Raw genomic sequence first — 18,423 nt, forward strand, 5'->3', positions numbered from 1 at the left:
CAGGAATCTATTTTATTATTTTAGTTAATGAAATTCTTCGCTACGCTCTGAATAACATATTAACTATTCTATTTTTAACCGAGTAAATACTGCTAACTGTTGACTGCTCACTGTCAACTTTCTTACTCTTGAACACTTACTTTAAAGTTAATACCATAGGTTTTTGTTAAGTTATCATCGTTAAATATATCCTTAACTGGTCCTGTAGCAATTTTCTTTACATTTAAAAACGTTACCCAATCAAAATATTCTGGAACCGTTTGTAAATCGTGATGCACAACAATTACTGTTTTACCAGCTTTTCTTAATTCTTTTAAAATATTGATAATTGCTATTTCGGTTGTAGCGTCTACACCTTGAAACGGTTCATCCATAAAGTAAATAGATGCGTTTTGTACTAAAGCACGTGCTAAGAAAATACGCTGTTGTTGCCCACCAGATAACTGACTTATTTGCCTGCCCTTAAAAGCCAACATCCCTACTTTCTCTAAAGCCTCTAAAGCTGCTTTTTTCTCTTTTTGTCTTGGTCTTTTAATCCAACCTAAACTACCATAAGTTCCCATCATCACCACATCTAAAGCTGTAGTTGGAAAATCCCAATCTACACTCCCTTTTTGTGGTACATAAGCAACTAATTGTCTTTGCTTTTCGTAAGGCTTCCCATAAATAGTAACACTTCCTGCAATAGGTTTTAAAATACCGAGAATAGATTTTATAAGTGTTGATTTCCCAGCACCATTTGGTCCAACAATAGCCATTAAAACACCTTCTGGAATTTCTAAATCGATATCCCAAAGTACTGGTTTGTAGTTATAAGCTACTGTTAAATCGTCTACTTTTACAGCTATTTTTTGTTTCATGTTTTTCGTTTAGATTCTTCGCTACGCTCTGAATGACATTTACTCATGCTTTTTTACAATTGGGTATGCACTGCCAACTGAAGACTACTCACTGTCAACTTATTTTAAGGCATTTACAATAGTATTCACATTATATTCAAACATTCCTACATAAGTTCCTTCTACAGTTCCTGCATTTCCTAATGCATCAGAAAACAAAGTACCACCAATAACAACATCGTGACCTTTAGATTTTACAGCTGCTTGTAATGCTTCAATAGTACGCTTAGGCACAGAACTTTCTACAAAGATTGCTTTCACTTTATTTTCTATTATAAAGGTAGCTAATTTTTGAACATCTTGAACTCCAGCTTCCGTTGCAGTACTTAATCCCTGTAGTCCAACAACATTAAAACCATAATTTTTTCCGAAGTAATTAAAGGCATCATGTGCTGTAACTAATATTCTTTTTTCTTTTGGAAGTGTTTCTATTGTTGCTAAAACCTTTTGCTCTAAAGCTTCTAACTTTTGAAGAAATAGCTTTTCATTTTCTAAAAAACTTGCAGCATTCTTTGGATCTTTTTCAGATAAAACCTTAGTTACGTTTTTAGCAAATTGCTTAAAAAAAGCAATATTAAACCATACATGTGGATCGTAATTTGAAGCAAAATACTCCGATCCTATTAATTGCGACTTATCTAAAGCTGCACCAAGCTCTACAGTGTTTTTAGTTTTACTTCCCATTTTCTCGAAAACCTCAACTAGCTTTCCTTCAAGATGTAAACCGTTATAAAAAATAATATCTGCGTTAACTAATTTAGACACATCGCCTTCACTTGCTTTAAATAAATGAGGATCTACTCCACTACCCATTAAGCCTTGAATGTTTACTAAATCTCCACCAATGTTATTAACCAAATCGGTTATCATGGTTGTTGTTGTTACAATGTTTAATTTCCCATTATCTTGGTTAGCATCGTTTTTACATGAGAATGCAATAAGTGTTAGTACTAATATTATTATCTTTTTTTTCATAAGTCTAAAAATTTGTTGTGAAGGTACTAAAAATGATGTAATTAGTTTAAAGTATATCTCAAACCAATAAAAATACGACGTCCTTGATTTGGTCCATAAACATAAGAAGGATCAAAAGTTAGTGCATAAGGATTATCTGCAGTTACTTGCGCGTTTCCTTGGGCATCAAATTGCACATCTTCGTCAAAAGGATCCTTAGCTCTTGCTATAATAAATGGGTTATTATTATTTGGTGTCCAATTTAAAATGTTTTTTACACCTCCATAAATTTCAAAATTATTAAAACCATCATAAGTTGCTTGAATGTTTTGAATGCTCCATGTTGGAGAATACTCTTGCCTTGGATCTAAATCACCTAAAATTGGCAATCGCATTGGACCATAAATATTTCCTGTATAATCGAAAGTTAAATTTGTTGGATAGTTTTTATAAGAAAACGACCACGTTCCTGTAAAACGTTCTGTTAATATTTGCCTTGTTTTTATATCATTTTCTGTTTGATTAACGTCTTGAACCGTAATTCCCAAACCTCCTGATATTCCACTACCAAAAATAGCATCAACATTTAAACTAAATCCTTTTGATACAGAAAAGCCATCTAGGTTATCGTAAATAATTTGATTTGGATTAGTATCGTAATCTGGAATAATAGCATTAGAAAAATAAGTATACCAAGCAGAAGCATCTATTGTAAATTGTAATGCATTTTTAGTGTATATTTTTTTTAAATAATTAATATTTACATTAAACGATTGCTCAGGTTTTAATTCTTCTTCAACAATAACATCTCGAGAACCTGTTAAGGCTGCATGCTCTTCGGTAAACAAGTTAACCACTCTAAATCCTGTTCCTGCATTTACCCTAAAAATATCATCGTTTGTTGGTTTATAACGGTATGCCACTCGCGGTGTTACAATAGAACCATGACGTTTATCATAATCATAACGCAGGCCTAAAAGCACTTTTTGTTTTTTAGTTAAGGTAATTTCGTCTTGCACAAACACAGATGGAATTATAATATTATCTGCCTCTACAGTTGCCGTAGTATTGTCGTTATAATAATTATAGCGTCCTGCAACACCAAATAACAAATCGTGATTTTTTAAAGATTTATCCCAAGTTAACTGTCCGAAACCTATACGCTGTTGTGCTAAATAAGGCACATTGCCATAAACCGAATTTTGGTCATGATCTGAATATGAAAACTGAAAATTCATGTTTTCCTCTACTGGTAATTGGTACTCTCCAAGCAACTCGTATCGTGTGGTGTAAATACTTTCGCCATAAACTTCGTCTCCTCCTCTAAAACCTTTATTCCATTGTAACTCTCCTCCCCAACGGTCTTCGTAAAAAAAACGTCCTGCAAGAGAAAATTTCTTTTTACTTTTTCTATCAAAACTCCATTTTTGAAATACCGAAATACGGTCTTGCAGCGTTAAGTCTGTAAAATTATCGTTGTTATTATCTATTGAATTATCATATTTAAAATAATTGGTACCAAACAAAAGTGTCGCTTTTTCACCAACTTTTGTTTTAAAACCAATATCTGCATTTACTTCTCCCCAACCACTAACATAACTATCTGCAAAAACAATAGGCGCATGTTCTGGAAGTTTTGTAATTATATTTATTAAACCACCAACAGCTTCACTACCGTAAAGTGATGATGCTGGACCTTTTACAATTTCAATTTGTTCGATTAAAGAATTTGGAATTCCGGACAAACCATAAACGGTAGATAAACCACTTACTATTGGCATACCGTCTATTAAAACCAAGGTATAAGGCCCTTCTAAACCATTAATATGAATATCTCCTGTATTACAAACATTACAATTAAGCTGTGGTCTTACTCCGTTTACATTCTGAAGTGCTTCGAAAATGTTTGGCGTTGGATTCTTTTTTAAGAAAGCAGGTGTATACACCTCAACAGGTACCGGACTTTCTAAACGACTAACCGATTTTAATGTTCCTGTTATTACAACTTCATTTAAAGCTTGATTTTCTAGTAAATCGAAATTCACAATAATATTAGTACTAGAAACTGTAATACTTTTTTTTCTTGTGTTAAAACCTGTAAACGAAGCGATAATTTTATACGCTCCTGAAGGCACATTTTTAATTTTGAAAGAACCATCTTCTTCACTTGTTGTGCCTAAGCTTGTACCTTGTAAATAAACATTAGCATATGGTAATGTTTCTCCTTGGGAAGTTATCACTCCTGAAATAGTGACTGTATTTTGAGCTTGACAAAACAAGCTTAAACAAAAAACAAAAGTAGTTATTAGTTTCATGAAATTTATATTTTGTGCAAATGTAAATAAAAATTTAGATTAATCTAAATTTAAATTTTAGAAGAATATATTACTATATTTGTTTCTGTTATATAAACCTATGATTACACAGACAGAAGAAAATTACATTAAAGCAATTTACCATCTCGGACAACAAGGCATGGAAACTGTAAGCACAAATGCCATCGCAGATTCTTTAAACACTAAAGCATCCTCTGTAACAGATATGTTAAAAAAATTAGCTGAAAAAAATTATGCTGATTACATTAAATATCAAGGTGTAATTTTAACTAAAAAAGGGAAAAAAATAGCTGTTGGTATTATTAGGAAACACAGGCTTTGGGAAGTTTTTTTAGTTGAAAAATTAAACTTTACTTGGGACGAGGTTCATGAGGTTGCAGAAGATTTAGAACATATACAATCGGAAAAATTAACAGACGAATTAGATGCTTTTTTAGAACACCCAACACATGATCCACACGGAGATCCGATTCCAGATAAAAATGGTAATTTTAAACAAATTGAAAAAATATTATTATCTAAAGCTTTGGTAGGGAGTAAATATCAATGTGTAGGTGTTAAAGACACATCTTCAACTTTTCTAAAATACTTAGATGCAAATGAAATTGCCTTAGGAACGGAGCTTAAAGTATTACACAAAGAACCGTTTGACCAATCTATTAAGATTAAATTAAATGGTCTCGACACAACGGTATCACAAAATGTTGCAAAAAACATTTTTTTAAAAACGCTATAGTTTATGAAACACACTCTATTCCTTTTAAGTTTTTGTTATATAAGTTTTATTTCTGCTCAAGACTCTACAAAGACTAAAGTTGAAACTCCAAAGATTATAACTAAATTAATGTACGGTAACACTATTAATATAGAAGGATTAGATTTTAAATTTGTTGGAACCCAAAGTGACTCTCGTTGTCCGAAAGGAGTACAATGTGTTTGGGCCGGAGAAGTAATTGCTACTGTAAATATTTTAAAAGAAGGGACTGTTTTAGAACGTAAACGCATTGTTTTTTCAGCTACATCTAAAGCACAAAGCTTAACAGGAAACATATTTTCTTCTGAAGCTTTTAATGTTTCGGGATTAGGCGTTGGACCATATCCTGAATACAGAAATAAGATAAAAAAGGAAGACTATTATATAAACCTAGAAATTAGAAATTAGACTTGAGTAAGTGCGTTAAGGATGGAACGGCATGTTTGAGCTCTTTTTTGTTTTTCTCAAAAAAAGCGAGTAGTGACAGCCTGTTAAAACGTCCAAAAAAATTATATTTTAGATTTAATGGCAACCGCAATCGTCTGTTCCGCAAGCTTTTTTAGACTTCTTTTTCCAGAAATACTTCTTTACAAGAAATCCTACAGCAAAACTTAAGATTATTAAAACGATAATATTTTGAAGTGTTGTGCTCATTATTTTAAGAATTGATACGCAATTAATGCAAAAATATATGCAATAGCCGTCATTATTGTAAATTGATAAACTGGCCATTTCCAGCTATTGGTTTCCTTTTTTACAATTGCCAAAGTACTCATACACTGCATGGCAAAAGCATAGAATAATAATAGTGAAATTCCTGATGCAAAATTAAACAATGGTCCGCCAAGAATAGGATTTACTTCGCCTGCCATTCGGTTTTTTATGGTTTCTTCGTCATCACTACCTACACTATAAATAGTCGCTAAAGTACCTACAAAAACTTCACGAGCTGCGAAAGAACTTACAATGGCAATACCAATTTTCCAGTCGTAACCCAAAGGTCTAATAGCTGGTTCAATAGCATGACCTGCAATACCTATAAAAGAATGCTCCAGTTTGTGTGATGCTATTTTATGCTCTAAATCGTCTAAGCTTAAATTATCTTGAGCGTACTGTTCTGTTATAATATTTTCGGCATTATTAAATTGTTCTCCAGGACCATAAGATGCTAATACCCATAAGACAATAGAAATCGCTAAAATTATTTTTCCTGCGCCAAAGATAAAAGATTTTGTTTTTTCTAAAACCGTTAATGCTACGTTTTTTAAAAGTGGTACTTTGTAGTTTGGCATTTCGACAACAAAAAACGACTTACTTTTTATTTTTAGAATTTTATTTAAAATCCAAGCCGAACCTACTGCTGCACCAAAACCTATTAAATACAATAACATTAATGTTAATGCTTGATAGCTTAAACCTAGTATTCTTCCTTCTGGAATAACCAACGAAATAATAATTAAATACACAGGTAAACGTGCAGAACAAGTTGTAAAAGGCGTCACTAAAATAGTTATTAAACGTTCTTTCCAACTTTCTATATTTCGTGTTGCCATTATTGCAGGAATTGCACAAGCAGTACCCGAAATTAAGGGCACAACACTTTTTCCACTTAGTCCAAAACGACGCATGACTCTGTCCATTAAAAACACCACACGACTCATATAGCCACTTTCTTCTAGAATAGCAATAAAGAGGAATAAGAATGCAATTTGTGGTATAAAAATAACAATTCCACCAAGTCCAGAAATAATACCTTCGGCAATTAAATCTGTCACCTTCCCTCCTCCCGGGAAGGTATCTTTAACCCAATTGCTTAGTGAAGCAAAAGACGAATCTATCCAATCCATTGGTATGCTTGACCAATCGTAAATAGCTTGAAAAATGGTTAAAAGAATAAAAAAGAAAATAACATATCCCCAAATTTTATGAGTAAGGATACGGTCTAATTTTGCACGTACATCTGTTGCTTGAGAGGCGTCTATGGTTTGTCCTTTTTTAAGAACATTATTAATAAACTGGTAACGTTTTATGGTTTCTTTTTGCTGAAGTCTTTTTAAGTCGCCTTTAGATTTTGTTTTAAAACTAGCAATGGCATCTATGACTTTTCTATCTGTTTTACCAAAATTTACATCTTGAGTAATAACCAACCATAATTTGTATAACAATTGATTAGGAAAAGCATTACGTAATCTATTAAAATACTCTACATCAATCTCTGATGCATTTAAACAAGGCTTAACAGAAAGCTCTTTATAATTGGTAATTTGTTGCTTTAAGTTATCTATACCTTCGTTTTTACGCGTACTAATAACAGCTATTTTAGTTTCTAATTGCTGTTCTAAATATTCAATATCTAGCGTAATACCTTTTCTACGCATTCTATCTGCCATGTTCACCACAAGCAAACAAGGAATTTCTAGATCTTTAATTTGCGTAAAAAGTAAAAGATTACGTTTAAGATTTTCTACATCACTAACAACAACGGCTACATCTGGAAAATCTTTATCGTTTCTATTTAACAGTAATTCTATAACTACATTTTCGTCTAAAGACGATGCATTTAAACTGTACGTTCCTGGTAAATCTATTATGTGAGCTTTAACACCACGTGGTAGTTTACAAATACCTTCTTTTTTCTCTACAGTAATACCTGGATAGTTACCAACTTGCTGGTTTAAACCTGTAAGGGCGTTAAAAACTGATGTTTTTCCGGTATTAGGATTTCCTATTAAGGCTACATTTAATTGCTTACTCATCTATTCTATCTATTAAAATGTGAATAGCAGTCTCTTTTCTAATTGCTAAATGACTTCCATTAATGTTTAGATATAATGGATCTGAAAAAGGCGCAACTTGTACTAACTCGACAAGATTACCAGGAAGGCAACCCATTTCAAGCAGTTTTAAAGGGATTAACACAGATGAGACATCTGTAATTATTCCTTTTTCTCCGCGTTTTAAATGTGCTATTGTATGTTGCAAGCTTATTTAGATTGATTTTAAAGAAGCAAAAGTAAGAGAAAAAACTTAAGCTAAAAATTTAAAACCTAAAAACTATTGTTTTTCCATACGTTTTAACTTTTCTATATCATTTAAGAGCTGAGAAATGGCTTCAGGATCTGTACCGTCGTAAAAACCACGAATTTGACGTTTTTTATCGATAAGCATAAAGTTCTCGGTATGGATCATATCGTACTTATCACCGTTACCTACAGATTTTACTGCTAAATAACTTTTCCTTGCCAGCTCGTAAATTTGCTTTTTATCACCTGTTACAAGGTTCCACTTAGCATCGTTTACTCCTTTTCGTAATGCATACTTTTTAAGTTGCACAACACTATCGATAACCGGAGTAACAGAATGCGATAACAACATAATATCATCATCTTTTAATATTTCTTTTTGAATAACACCCATATGATCTGTCATTATCGGACAAATAGTCTGGCAAGTAGTAAAAAAGAAATCGGCTACATAGATTTTATCTTTGTAATCGTTTTGAGTGATGGTTTTTCCGTTTTGGTTTATTAAACTAAAATCGGCTATTTTATGATATCTTTTTACATGCTGAATTGTACTATCAACCAAGGTCGTTTCTACGTTATTAGGCTGGTAGATAGGTAATGGTTTTTCAACATTTAGAATATTATATATTATTAAAACGATTACAGCTGAGAGGATAAAAAATCCAATCGCAAATTTTTTATAATCTTTAAAAAAAGAAAGCATAAAAGCAGAATTTAGTGGATATTTTGCAAAAATACAACGCAAACGTTTCTTAACCCATTTTTTTGGCTCATAAATTGCTGTTAAAACACAAAGCAATTAAGCAATAGCTTTTAAAACTAAGTCTAAATACTTACTTTTGGGCGTTATAAAAATGAATAGATAAACTACATGGGAATTATTATACAAATCTCTCAGTTTTTACTGGGTCTTTCACTATTAATCATACTTCACGAGCTTGGGCACTTTATACCAGCTAAATTATTTGGAACAAGAGTAGAGAAATTCTACTTGTTTTTTGATGTGAAATTTTCACTTTTTAAGAAAAAAATTGGAGAAACCGTCTACGGAATTGGATGGCTACCGCTTGGTGGTTATGTGAAAATTTCGGGAATGATAGACGAAAGCATGGATACCGAAGCAATGGCCGAAGAACCAAAACCGTGGGAATTTAGATCTAAACCAGCTTGGCAACGTTTAATTATTATGCTTGGTGGTGTGTTTGTAAACTTTGTATTGGCATACGTTATTTACTTTTTCTTGTCTTTTATTTATGGAGATCAGTTTAGAGATGCTACTACTATACAAGATGGTTATTTAGTTGAAAATCCATTATTAACCGATTTAGGTTTTAAAACTGGAGATAATATTACAAAGGTTGGTGATTATGTTGTTGAAAACGTTTCGGATATAAAAGGAAATTTTATTGGAGCAAAAACAATAACATTTATAAGAGATGGTGTAGAGCAAACTATTACAATGCCTGTTGATTTCTTAGGTCAGTTTTCAGATAGTAAACGTAGAGATTTGTTTGAAATGCGTTATCCTTTAATGGTTGTTAAAGCTTCAGATACTTCAGTAAATAAGGGAGCAAACCTTAAAGACAAAGATGTTATTAGAACTGTTGGAGGTAAAACAATAAAGTATATAGATCAATTAAAACCCGTTTTAAACGATTTAAAAGGACAAGAAGTAGAGGTTACACTTTTAAGAGACGAAAAGTTAATTACCGAAAAATTAAAAATAGATGATAATGCTAACTTAGGTATTGTATATTATTCTGGAGCAGACTCTAAAACAATGGAGAAACTTGGCTATTATAAAATGAAAACAAAAGAGTACTCTTTTGGAGAGAGCTTTGCAGGAGGTTATAATAAGTTTACTGGACAAATGGGTAAATACTTTGGACAGCTTAAAGAAATAGGAAATGTAGAAACGGGAGCCTATAAAGGTGTTGGTGGTTTTTATGCAATATTAAACGTTTTTCCAGATTATTGGCATTGGCAAACTTTCTGGAGCATTACAGCTTTTCTATCGATTATGTTAGGTGTGCTTAATTTATTACCAATTCCTGCTTTAGACGGAGGACACGTAATGTTTTTACTATACGAAATGATCTCTGGACGCAAGCCAAGTGATAAATTTATGGAATATGCACAAACTGCTGGTTTCTTTATTTTAATAGGCCTGGTGCTGTTTGCGAACGGAAATGACATCTTTAAAGCAATTTTTAATTAAAAAAATTAAAAATAATTTTGCAGATACTAAAAAAGAATATATATTTGCACTCGCAATAGCGAAAAACACTCCTCTTTAGCTCAGTTGGTTAGAGCATCTGACTGTTAATCAGAGGGTCCTTAGTTCGAGCCTAAGAAGAGGAGCAAGTTTACAGAAGCCACTAGAAATAGTGGCTTTTTTTATGGAGTAAACTCTCACCTAGAAAAAATTACTTCCATCTACACTTCTACTATTAATAATAAAGCATTACTAAATCCTCATATTTCTCAAAATAGAATAACAGGTGACAAATAACTTCACATTAAAGGAACTAATCCTAAAAAAATAAAGAAGCTATTAGAAGCAACTTAAATAACCTCAAACAATTTTCCTGGCAAAGGCCTAATTACACCTTTCAATTCCATATTTAACAACAAGCCAGCAATCTTAAAGGTTGGCATATTACAGTTTAGCGCTATAATATCTAACATTACCTTATCCTTATCTTTTAAATAATTATAAATTACTTTTTCGTTGTCGTCAAGCTCTACAAACAACTGTTTTTGTATTACCGGTTTTTTATTGTCTTCTAATTGCCAATTAAGTATGTAAGGCACATCTAGTGGCGTAGATAATAAATGTGCTCTTTGCTGTTTAATTAAATTATTACACCCAACACTCTGCGAATCTGTTGTGCGACCAGGAACCGCAAACACATCTCGATTATACGAATTTGCAATATCGGCAGTTACCAAACTACCTCCTTTATTAGCAGACTCGATAACTATAGTTGCTTCGCTGATACCTGCAATAATGCGATTACGTTTTAAAAAATTATTACGATCAAATTTGGCAGTACTCCAAAAATCGGTATAAAAACCTCCATTACCTTCCACCTCTGCCATATACTTTTTATGTGTTTTAGGGTAGATTTGATTTAAACCATGAGCCAAACAGCCAATAGTTTGCAAATTATGTTTTATAGCAGCCTTTTGCGCAGTAATATCTGTACCATAAGCAAAACCAGACACAATTACAGGATCGTAAATAGCAAGCTCTTCAACTAATTTTTCGCAAAAGGCAATACCCGAAGTTGTAATTTTACGTGCACCTACAATACTAATAATATGTTTTTTATTGAGGTTTATATTTCCTGCTTCAAAAAGTAAAATAGGACTATCTATACAGTGTTTTAATCTTTCAGGATAAGAATCGGAATTAAAATAGTGTGTTTTTATGCCTTCAGCTTTAATAAACTTAAGTTCGGCTTCTGCTGCTTCTAAGTGATTTCGGCTAAATAAATCCGAAATTGTAACACTTCCTATACCATCAATTTTTAGAAGGTTTTGTTTCTTTTCTTTAAGCACACCTTCGGCAGAACCACAGTGTGAAATGAGTTTTTTCGCGGTTACATCACCAATTTTAATGACATTTTGTAGCGCTAATATGTAAATCAAGTCGTTTTCCGTCATTTTATCTAATTGATTTTGAGACTACAATAAAAGAATTTTAACGGTGTTAATAACTAATAGAGCCTACCTTTTTATGGACAACAAAAAATCTTAACTTTGTTTTTATGCAATTAGAGACTTACATAAGCGATTTATTATACCGTTACGAATGTGTTACTGTACCTGAGTTTGGTGCTTTTTTATCACAACGCGTATCTGCAACTGTTCACGAAACTACAAACGCCTTTTATCCTCCAAAAAAACGATTATCGTTTAACGAGCAAATACAAACTAACGATGGCTTATTAGCACGTTACATTGCCGATGTAGAGAAAATTCCGTTTGAAACTGCTAACGAAAAAATTGCTAAACGTGTAAAATCTCTTAAATCTAATTTAACTGAAGGCACTACACTTTCTTTTGATAATATTGGTGATTTAAAGCTTAATGTTGAAGGTAAAATTGAATTTGACCCTAGTTATCACTTAAATTACTTAACTGATGCTTTTGGATTATCTCAACTAGTTTCTCCTGCTGTAACACGCGAAGTTTATAAAGAAGAAGTAGAAGCGATAGAAAAAGTAATCCCGTTAATAATTACTCCTGAAAGACGTAAAACAAAGCCTTATCTTAAATATGCAGCTATTGCATTGATTGCATTAACTATTAGCGGCTTAGTTTCTGGCAATTACTATGTAAATGAGATTAAGTCTCAAAACCAAATTGCCCAAGAAGAAGCTAATACACAACTAGAAACTAAAATTCAAGAAGCTACTTTTATTATTAGTAATCCATTGCCTGCTGCAACATTAAATGTAAGTAAGCAATCTGGAAATTACCATATAGTTGCAGGTGCTTTTAGAGTAGAAGAAAACTGTCTTACAAAAGTAAAACAACTTCAAGAGCAAGGTTTTAAAGCTAGAAAAATTGGTGTTAACAAATACGGTTTACATCAAGTTGCTTACGCAAGTTTTAATGATAGAAATGAAGCGCTACGTGAGTTAAATTCTATTCGCCAAAACAATAATGAATCTGCTTGGTTATTAGTTAAAGACTTAAACTAAACTCTTTCTCTTAATATTTACTAAAACTTAAGGCTGAATTTTTAAATCGGCTTACCTTTGCATTTTTAAACTTGAAATTTTTCTAAATACTACATTTACAAAGTGTCTATTAAGAAAAACTCATTAAACAGATTCCTGCTTTTGCAGGGAATATTATGGAAGCAAGAACAGCAAAAGACTCAAGAACAATAATGACGGATATGGTTTTACCAGGTGAAACCAATCCAATTAACAACCTTTTTGGTGGCGAACTATTAGCAAGAATGGATCGCGCTGCAGGTATTAGTGCGCGTCGTCACTCTAGACGTGTTGTAGTAACAGCATCGGTTAATCATGTTGCTTTTAATCGTGCTATTCCTTTAGGAAGTGTTGTTACTGTAGACGCAAAGGTTTCACGCGCTTTTAAAAGCTCTATGGAAATTTATATAGATGTTTGGATAGAGGATAGAGAGTCTGGTGTAAAAGCAAAGGCTAACGAAGCTATTTATACTTTTGTTGCTGTAGACGAAACCGGAAGACCTGTTCGTGTACCAGAATTAACTCCTGAAACCGAAATAGAAATTGAACGTTTTGAAGGCGCTTTAAGACGCAAACAACTAAGTTTAGTTTTAGCTGGAAAAATGAAGCCTCATGATGCTACTGAGTTAAAAGCTTTGTTTGAGTAGAAAATAATGCTTTAAAATATTCTTATAATAAATTAAAATAAAGAGTATAAGATTCCTGCGTTCTCAGGAATATGTTACATCTTAAAAATCCAACTCGAAGGATTCTGAGTCTTATTATCCTTATCAATTCTAAATTTTAAAATTGTTTCTCCTGTAGATGGATTTGTAAAAACCTCTCCAATTTCTTGCTTAGTTGTTACCTTATCACCAGTTTTAACGTATATTTTGCCAAGGTTTTGGTATGTAGTAATATAGTTACCATGCTTTACCATTACAATAGGATTACTACGTTTAGGTTTTAAAATACCCATAACTTCTCCATTAAATACGGCACGTACTTTCGCTCCTTTTTCGGTAGAAATTCTTACACCATTACTATTAATAGTTAAATTTCTATCTACAGGCGATGGCTGCTTACCATAACGCAGTTTTACCACACCTTTTTCTACAGGCCAAGGCAATTTACCTTTACTTCCTAAAAAGTCTGCAGCGAGCGCCTTAGCTTCTGCCGTTAATGCAAAACCTTTAGACTTTGTTGTTGTTTTAGCACCAGCTTTTTTATTAGAAGCCGCAATAGCATCTCTAATTAACCTATCTATCTGGTTATCTATTCTTTTTGCTTCTTTTTGTTTAGCTTTAATTTGAGCCGTGTATTTATTTAAGTCCTTTTTTATGGACGCCATAATAACCTCGTGTTGCTTACGCTCTATTTCTAAAGTCTTTTGTTCCTTTTTATTCTCAGCAATCAGTTTGTTTTTTGCCTCTTTTTGCACCAATAGATTAGTATTTGCTTTTTGAAGTGCAATGGTTTTAATCTTTATTTTATCGGCTTGCTCCTTTTGGTAGTCTGCATATTGGTTTAAATACTGAACACGTTTATAGGCTTGTTTAAAGTTTGTTGAAGACAATAAGAACATAATACGACTTTGCTTATTCTTATTTTTATATGCTTTCTGAAGCATTTTAGAATAACCATCTTTTAAAACCGTTAGCTCATCGCGATTTGCTGTAATTTGTTTTTGATTGGTATTAATTTCTCGCGTTAATAAATTTGCTTGCTGGTTCGTTACCTTAATAAGATTCTCTCGAACACTAACCTTATGGTTAAGATCTTCTATTTGTGAAACTTCCGATTTTTGTTTGGAATTATTTGAAGCTAACAATGCATTTATTTGCTGAATTTCTCGAGACAACTCTATACGTCTAGCCTCTAATTCCTTTTGCTTTCCGCTTTGCGAAAAAACAAAAGCACTGCAAAAAAACAGCACACTAAAAACTAATATTCTATGTTGAAACTCTCGCATTATTTTAATTCTATTAGATCGTATCCTGAAGGAACCTTGAATGGAAACCTTAGATCTTGGTTTAATTGTATACCTTTATATTCAAGTTCGATTTTTAATTCTTCTTCCTTTTCGATTGCTATAATTTTAATACGCTCAGGAAGGATTTCTTTCTCTACTTCTTGGTATGCTAAATAGTTTATCTCTAAATGACGTTGCTCTTTCGATTGTGTTATTTGTTGAGAATCCATTTTAAAATGGGCAGGATTAAACAATAAAAAGACTTCAAATAAAACTTCTTGATTTTTAGGCTGTAACATATACGAATTTTCATAAACTGAAGCTTCGTAGTCTTTTGTGTTTGGCTTGAATACAGGTTCTCCCAAAAGTAAAGCCTGTACTTTATAAAAATCTAATTCTGTACCTAATAGCTCACTTAAATAAGTAAAATCTCCATCAAAATAAGTACCATCTAACTTGTTATAAAACGCAACTCTTTTGGGTGTAATTATAGCCTTAACAACTGTTATTGGTGAAGATATTAGCATTATTGTACTATCCTTATGCATTCTTAGTTTTAAAGAATAACTTTTGGACTTATCACCTTCAATAACATTTATCTTAACTTTAGCACTTAACATACTAAACTTCGTATTATTCTTATCGCTGTTTTTTATAATTTGTCTTGCTGAAAGATTTGGATTTAATGTACCATTATCTGTAATTGTTTTAGCAGATCTACAACTTACTAAACCAATACAAAGTATAAGTATTAGCGATACTATTTGAGGTTTAAATGTCATTTACTTAGGAGTTTCTAACTTTTTGGCTTTATCACTAAACGTTTTTGCTTTAGCTAAATTGTTTAAACCAATGTAAGCTTTGCTTAGCTGTTTAAAAAAATCGGCTTCCATTTTATTATCTTCTATAATATAATCTAATCCAGTTTCAAGTGTTTCGATAGCATTATCGTACTTAGTTAATTGGTTTAAAGCAACACCATTAGTAAGATAAAGTACTGGTTGCGAAGGATATTTTTCTAATCCTTCTTTACTTTTTTGTTCGGCTTTATCAAAGGCTTTTAAATCGATATGCAATAAAATAATGTTCCTTAATATTCCAAAATTATCAGGTTCAAGAGCTTGAGCTTTTGTGTAATATTCTATCGCCGTTGTTTTATCGTTTTTAGCTAAATAATATTGAGCAATCTCGATAAAAGTCTTGGTATCGGCTGCGCTGTCGCTAACCAAAGATGTTATTTCAACCAAATCTTTTTCGTACTGCGGATTCTTATTTACAAAGTTTACAAAATCTGCAAGTACTTTTAGCTTAGCTTCAGGTTTAATTTGTCTACTATTTAAAACTACTTTCATAGATTTTATAGCCATTGCTGCTTCACCATCGTCTAAATAGAATTTATACAATGCTAAATGTACTAATTGAGATTCTGGATGAACTTCTAATAGTTTTTTAGCTGTTTCAAATGCCTTTTTAGTATCGTTACTTTCGCTATATCTAAAGATTAAAGCTAAGTAATTTTTTTCGGCTTCTGGATTTTCGTCTACACGTTCCTCTAGCGTTTTTATTTGCTGTTTTTTCTGCCCAGTAGCATTATAGATTTGATTTCTTAAACGGTCTCTTTCGTCTGAAACACCCAGTTCTTCATCTATATCGTCTAATACTTTTAAAGCGTCTTTGTATTTTTTAGTTCTTACGTACAATGAAGCTAAGTCTTCCTTATAATCAGGATGGTATTTCACTAATTGCTTGATTGTTTTTATGGCCTTATCGTAATCTTTTTGCTGCGCATAACTTTCGTACAATTCATCTAAATACCATTCGTTATCTGGTTCTTTACTTACGGCTTTTTTAAGCGCATCTTCAGCTGCTCCAAAGTTTTTAAGTTTATTGTAGTTTTTACCTAACTCAAAGTACAAAATAGATCGCGAATCGTCCATTTCAATACATTTCTGTAATGCATCAATAGCTTTATCGTAGTTCTCGATTGCCTTTTCTTGTAATGCTTTATAGAATAATTCTTGAAACTCATCCGTTACATTTCCTAAATCGTCATCTGGTGTTGCATTGAAATCTACTTGCGCAGAAGAAACGACCGGAAATAGGAGTATTCCGAAGATAAAAAGTAATATATAGCTTAGTTTATTCATTTATGTTAGATTCTTCGCTTTCGCTCTGAATTACAGCTCAAAAATTATTCCAAAAAATTACAATATTCCTACTTTCATAAGAGTTGAATTATTCTAAAATAGAATAATCGCCAATACTAATTTTAGTGAATTTACCATCGTACTTAACGTGGTTACCAATCATAGCTTCATCTAAATTAGCGTTTTTAATTGTAGTTTCATTCTGAATCAAACTATATTTAATTGTACTGTCTTCGATAACACAATTATTTCCAATAGAAACATGAGGTCCTACTGTTGCGTTTTTTAAGATTACATTTTCTCCAATATAGCAAGGCTCGATAATAGTTGAGTTTTTATTTTTAACTGAATCTGCTATTAATTGCTCCTCTCCATCAGCTTTTAAAAAGTCTAGCATACGCTGGTTAGTTTCTAACGTTACTGCTTTATTTCCGCAGTCCATCCATTCACTAACCTCACCTGTTTTAAAAGTTTTACCATTAGCCATCATACCTTTAATTCCATCATTAATTTGGTATTCGCCGCCATTAATAATGTTATTATCTAGTACTTTTTGTAATTCGTCTTTTAAAGCAGAAACCTCTTTAAAATAGTAAATACCAATTACTGCTAAATCACTAACAAACTGTTCTGGCTTTTCTACAAGCTCCACAATTTCTTTATTTTCGTTTAATTTAACTACACCATAAGCTTCAGGCTTATCTACTTGCTTCACCCAAATAACAGCATCTGCTTCTGGATCTAGGTTAAAATCTGCACGAATAAGTGTATCGGCATAAGCAATTACTGCTGGTCCAGATAAAGACTCTTTTGCACACATAATAGCATGTCCTGTTCCTAATGGCTGGTCTTGTCTGTAAATAGATACTTTTGCACCTAAACCTGTAGCTAATGCTTCTAAACTTTTTACAACATCGTCACCAAACCAAGCAGCATCACCTAAAACAAAGGCAATTTCTTCTATTGGTTGATTTAATACTTTTACAATATCTTTTACTAAACGGTGCACAATAGGCTGTCCAGCAACTGGAATTAATGGTTTTGGCACTGTTAAACTATGTGGGCGCAGTCGAGATCCTCTACCTGCCATTGGTACTATTATTTTCATCTTATATTATTTTTATTTCCGCTTTAGCGAAACGTATTTACAAATTCCTTCTTATTTTACTCCTGTACTTCCAAAACCACCTTCACCTCTATCGGTTTTAGAAAGTGTTTCTACTTGTTGCCATTCGGCTCTTTCGTGTTTAGCAATTACTAATTGAGCAATACGCTCTCCATTCTCTACAACAAATGTTTCAGAAGATAAATTAATTAAAATCACACCTACTTCTCCTCTATAATCTGCATCTATTGTTCCTGGAGCATTAAGCACTGTAACGCCTTTTTTTGCGGCTAGACCACTTCTTGGTCGTACTTGTGCTTCTACACCAATTGGAAGCTCTAAAAACAATCCTGTTGGCACAATTGCACGTTCCATTGATTGTAATGTAATACTTTCTTTAATGTTGGCTCTTAAATCCATTCCTGCAGATGCTACAGTTTCGTAATGAGGTAAAGGGTGAGCAGATTTATTTATAATTTTAATATCCATTTTATATTCTATTTTCCTAAGGGAATAAATTG

18 protein-coding genes and 1 tRNA gene are annotated in these 18,423 nt (G+C 32.4%); 6 read left to right on the forward strand and 13 right to left on the reverse strand.

What is annotated here, in order from left to right; translation table 11 throughout:
• Positions 1-122: 122 nt before the first annotated feature.
• The 3 genes from Q0935_RS04730 to Q0935_RS04740 form a co-directional block, all read right to left on the reverse strand.
• Positions 123-860, reverse strand: a complete 738-nt coding sequence (locus Q0935_RS04730) for a metal ABC transporter ATP-binding protein (RefSeq protein ID WP_299248925.1) — start codon at positions 858-860, stop codon at positions 123-125.
• Positions 861-959: 99 nt separating this feature from the next.
• Positions 960-1,874 (reverse strand): zinc ABC transporter substrate-binding protein, encoded by a 915-nt coding sequence (locus tag Q0935_RS04735; protein WP_299382839.1) that lies wholly within the window; start codon positions 1,872-1,874, stop codon positions 960-962.
• Positions 1,875-1,915: 41 nt separating this feature from the next.
• Positions 1,916-4,168: a TonB-dependent receptor gene (locus Q0935_RS04740; RefSeq protein WP_299382842.1), complete on the reverse strand. Its 2,253-nt coding sequence runs from the start codon at positions 4,166-4,168 to the stop codon at positions 1,916-1,918.
• A gap of 100 nt (positions 4,169-4,268) precedes the next feature.
• On the opposite strand from Q0935_RS04740, the gene Q0935_RS04745 reads away from it, so the two are divergent.
• A complete protein-coding gene (locus Q0935_RS04745; protein ID WP_299382845.1) occupies positions 4,269-4,925 on the forward strand; it encodes a metal-dependent transcriptional regulator in 657 nt (218 codons plus the stop codon).
• 3 nt (positions 4,926-4,928) lie between these two features.
• Entirely contained in the window at positions 4,929-5,351 is a 423-nt protein-coding gene (locus tag Q0935_RS04750) for a hypothetical protein (RefSeq protein WP_299382848.1), read from the forward strand.
• Positions 5,352-5,465: 114 nt separating this feature from the next.
• On the opposite strand, the gene Q0935_RS04755 is transcribed toward Q0935_RS04750, so the two are convergent.
• The 4 genes from Q0935_RS04755 to Q0935_RS04770 all read right to left on the reverse strand — a co-directional run bounded on the left by Q0935_RS04755 (position 5,466) and on the right by Q0935_RS04770 (position 8,672).
• A complete protein-coding gene (locus Q0935_RS04755; protein WP_299248912.1) occupies positions 5,466-5,597 on the reverse strand; it encodes a FeoB-associated Cys-rich membrane protein in 132 nt (43 codons plus the stop codon).
• Positions 5,597-7,699: a ferrous iron transport protein B gene (feoB, locus tag Q0935_RS04760; protein WP_299248909.1), complete on the reverse strand. Its 2,103-nt coding sequence runs from the start codon at positions 7,697-7,699 to the stop codon at positions 5,597-5,599. Before feoB ends, Q0935_RS04755 begins: the two co-directional genes overlap by 1 nt.
• Positions 7,692-7,925 carry a FeoA family protein gene (locus tag Q0935_RS04765; protein WP_055436269.1) on the reverse strand — a complete coding sequence of 78 codons (234 nt, stop codon included), beginning with the start codon at positions 7,923-7,925 and terminating at the stop codon, positions 7,692-7,694. The genes feoB and Q0935_RS04765 overlap by 8 nt, the downstream gene beginning before the upstream one ends.
• Positions 7,926-7,997: 72 nt before the next feature.
• On the reverse strand, positions 7,998-8,672 hold the full coding sequence (locus tag Q0935_RS04770) for an SCO family protein (protein WP_299382854.1): 675 nt from the start codon (positions 8,670-8,672) through the stop codon (positions 7,998-8,000).
• 168 nt (positions 8,673-8,840) lie between these two features.
• Between Q0935_RS04770 and rseP the strand changes: the two genes are divergently transcribed.
• A complete protein-coding gene (gene rseP / locus Q0935_RS04775; protein ID WP_299248900.1) occupies positions 8,841-10,187 on the forward strand; it encodes an RIP metalloprotease RseP in 1,347 nt (448 codons plus the stop codon).
• Between the two features lie 69 nt (positions 10,188-10,256).
• Positions 10,257-10,330: transfer RNA gene (locus Q0935_RS04780), tRNA-Asn, on the forward strand.
• A gap of 204 nt (positions 10,331-10,534) precedes the next feature.
• Here the strand turns inward: Q0935_RS04780 and dprA are convergent.
• Positions 10,535-11,638: a DNA-processing protein DprA gene (dprA, locus tag Q0935_RS04785; protein ID WP_299382857.1), complete on the reverse strand. Its 1,104-nt coding sequence runs from the start codon at positions 11,636-11,638 to the stop codon at positions 10,535-10,537.
• Positions 11,639-11,742: 104 nt separating this feature from the next.
• Between dprA and Q0935_RS04790 the strand changes: the two genes are divergently transcribed.
• Together Q0935_RS04790 and Q0935_RS04795 are read left to right on the forward strand one after the other, a co-directional pair.
• Positions 11,743-12,681: an SPOR domain-containing protein gene (locus Q0935_RS04790; RefSeq protein WP_299382860.1), complete on the forward strand. Its 939-nt coding sequence runs from the start codon at positions 11,743-11,745 to the stop codon at positions 12,679-12,681.
• A 155-nt stretch (positions 12,682-12,836) separates the two neighbouring features.
• Positions 12,837-13,346 (forward strand): acyl-CoA thioesterase, encoded by a 510-nt coding sequence (locus Q0935_RS04795; protein ID WP_299248890.1) that lies wholly within the window; start codon positions 12,837-12,839, stop codon positions 13,344-13,346.
• A gap of 74 nt (positions 13,347-13,420) precedes the next feature.
• Here Q0935_RS04795 and Q0935_RS04800 read toward each other — a convergent pair whose 3' ends face one another.
• The 5 genes from Q0935_RS04800 to dut form a co-directional block, all read right to left on the reverse strand.
• Positions 13,421-14,650: a peptidoglycan DD-metalloendopeptidase family protein gene (locus Q0935_RS04800; RefSeq protein ID WP_299382863.1), complete on the reverse strand. Its 1,230-nt coding sequence runs from the start codon at positions 14,648-14,650 to the stop codon at positions 13,421-13,423.
• The gene (locus Q0935_RS04805; RefSeq protein ID WP_299382865.1) at positions 14,650-15,432 is read right to left on the reverse strand and encodes a DUF4292 domain-containing protein; all 783 of its coding nucleotides are present in this window, start codon (positions 15,430-15,432) and stop codon (positions 14,650-14,652) included. The genes Q0935_RS04800 and Q0935_RS04805 overlap by 1 nt, the downstream gene beginning before the upstream one ends.
• Positions 15,433-16,797, reverse strand: coding sequence for a tetratricopeptide repeat protein (locus tag Q0935_RS04810; protein ID WP_299382868.1), 1,365 nt, complete (start codon positions 16,795-16,797; stop codon positions 15,433-15,435).
• An 88-nt stretch (positions 16,798-16,885) separates the two neighbouring features.
• Positions 16,886-17,905, reverse strand: a complete 1,020-nt coding sequence (locus Q0935_RS04815) for a sugar phosphate nucleotidyltransferase (RefSeq protein ID WP_299382871.1) — start codon at positions 17,903-17,905, stop codon at positions 16,886-16,888.
• 51 nt (positions 17,906-17,956) lie between these two features.
• Entirely contained in the window at positions 17,957-18,391 is a 435-nt protein-coding gene (gene dut / locus Q0935_RS04820) for a dUTP diphosphatase (RefSeq protein ID WP_299382874.1), read from the reverse strand.
• Positions 18,392-18,423: the final 32 nt, after the last annotated feature.

The organism is uncultured Lacinutrix sp., from assembly GCF_947500605.1.
Lineage (GTDB): Bacteria > Bacteroidota > Bacteroidia > Flavobacteriales > Flavobacteriaceae > Lacinutrix.

Excerpts from the sequence above, each read along its gene's own strand:
- Q0935_RS04790 (WP_299382860.1), top strand. The coding sequence starts at position 11,743 with ATGCAATTAGAGACTTACATAAGCGATTTATTATACCGTTACGAATGT.
- Q0935_RS04735 (WP_299382839.1), bottom strand. The coding sequence starts at position 1,874 with ATGAAAAAAAAGATAATAATATTAGTACTAACACTTATTGCATTCTCA.
- Q0935_RS04730 (WP_299248925.1), bottom strand. The coding sequence starts at position 860 with ATGAAACAAAAAATAGCTGTAAAAGTAGACGATTTAACAGTAGCTTAT.
- dut (WP_299382874.1), bottom strand. The coding sequence starts at position 18,391 with ATGGATATTAAAATTATAAATAAATCTGCTCACCCTTTACCTCATTAC.
- Q0935_RS04800 (WP_299382863.1), bottom strand. The coding sequence starts at position 14,650 with ATGCGAGAGTTTCAACATAGAATATTAGTTTTTAGTGTGCTGTTTTTT.
- rseP (WP_299248900.1), top strand. The coding sequence starts at position 8,841 with ATGGGAATTATTATACAAATCTCTCAGTTTTTACTGGGTCTTTCACTA.
- Q0935_RS04740 (WP_299382842.1), bottom strand. The coding sequence starts at position 4,168 with ATGAAACTAATAACTACTTTTGTTTTTTGTTTAAGCTTGTTTTGTCAA.
- Q0935_RS04810 (WP_299382868.1), bottom strand. The coding sequence starts at position 16,797 with ATGAATAAACTAAGCTATATATTACTTTTTATCTTCGGAATACTCCTA.
- Q0935_RS04770 (WP_299382854.1), bottom strand. The coding sequence starts at position 8,672 with ATGCTTTCTTTTTTTAAAGATTATAAAAAATTTGCGATTGGATTTTTT.
- feoB (WP_299248909.1), bottom strand. The coding sequence starts at position 7,699 with ATGAGTAAGCAATTAAATGTAGCCTTAATAGGAAATCCTAATACCGGA.
- Q0935_RS04745 (WP_299382845.1), top strand. The coding sequence starts at position 4,269 with ATGATTACACAGACAGAAGAAAATTACATTAAAGCAATTTACCATCTC.
- Q0935_RS04795 (WP_299248890.1), top strand. The coding sequence starts at position 12,837 with ATGGAAGCAAGAACAGCAAAAGACTCAAGAACAATAATGACGGATATG.
- dprA (WP_299382857.1), bottom strand. The coding sequence starts at position 11,638 with ATGACGGAAAACGACTTGATTTACATATTAGCGCTACAAAATGTCATT.
- Q0935_RS04755 (WP_299248912.1), bottom strand. The coding sequence starts at position 5,597 with ATGAGCACAACACTTCAAAATATTATCGTTTTAATAATCTTAAGTTTT.
- Q0935_RS04750 (WP_299382848.1), top strand. The coding sequence starts at position 4,929 with ATGAAACACACTCTATTCCTTTTAAGTTTTTGTTATATAAGTTTTATT.
- Q0935_RS04815 (WP_299382871.1), bottom strand. The coding sequence starts at position 17,905 with ATGAAAATAATAGTACCAATGGCAGGTAGAGGATCTCGACTGCGCCCA.
- Q0935_RS04805 (WP_299382865.1), bottom strand. The coding sequence starts at position 15,432 with ATGACATTTAAACCTCAAATAGTATCGCTAATACTTATACTTTGTATT.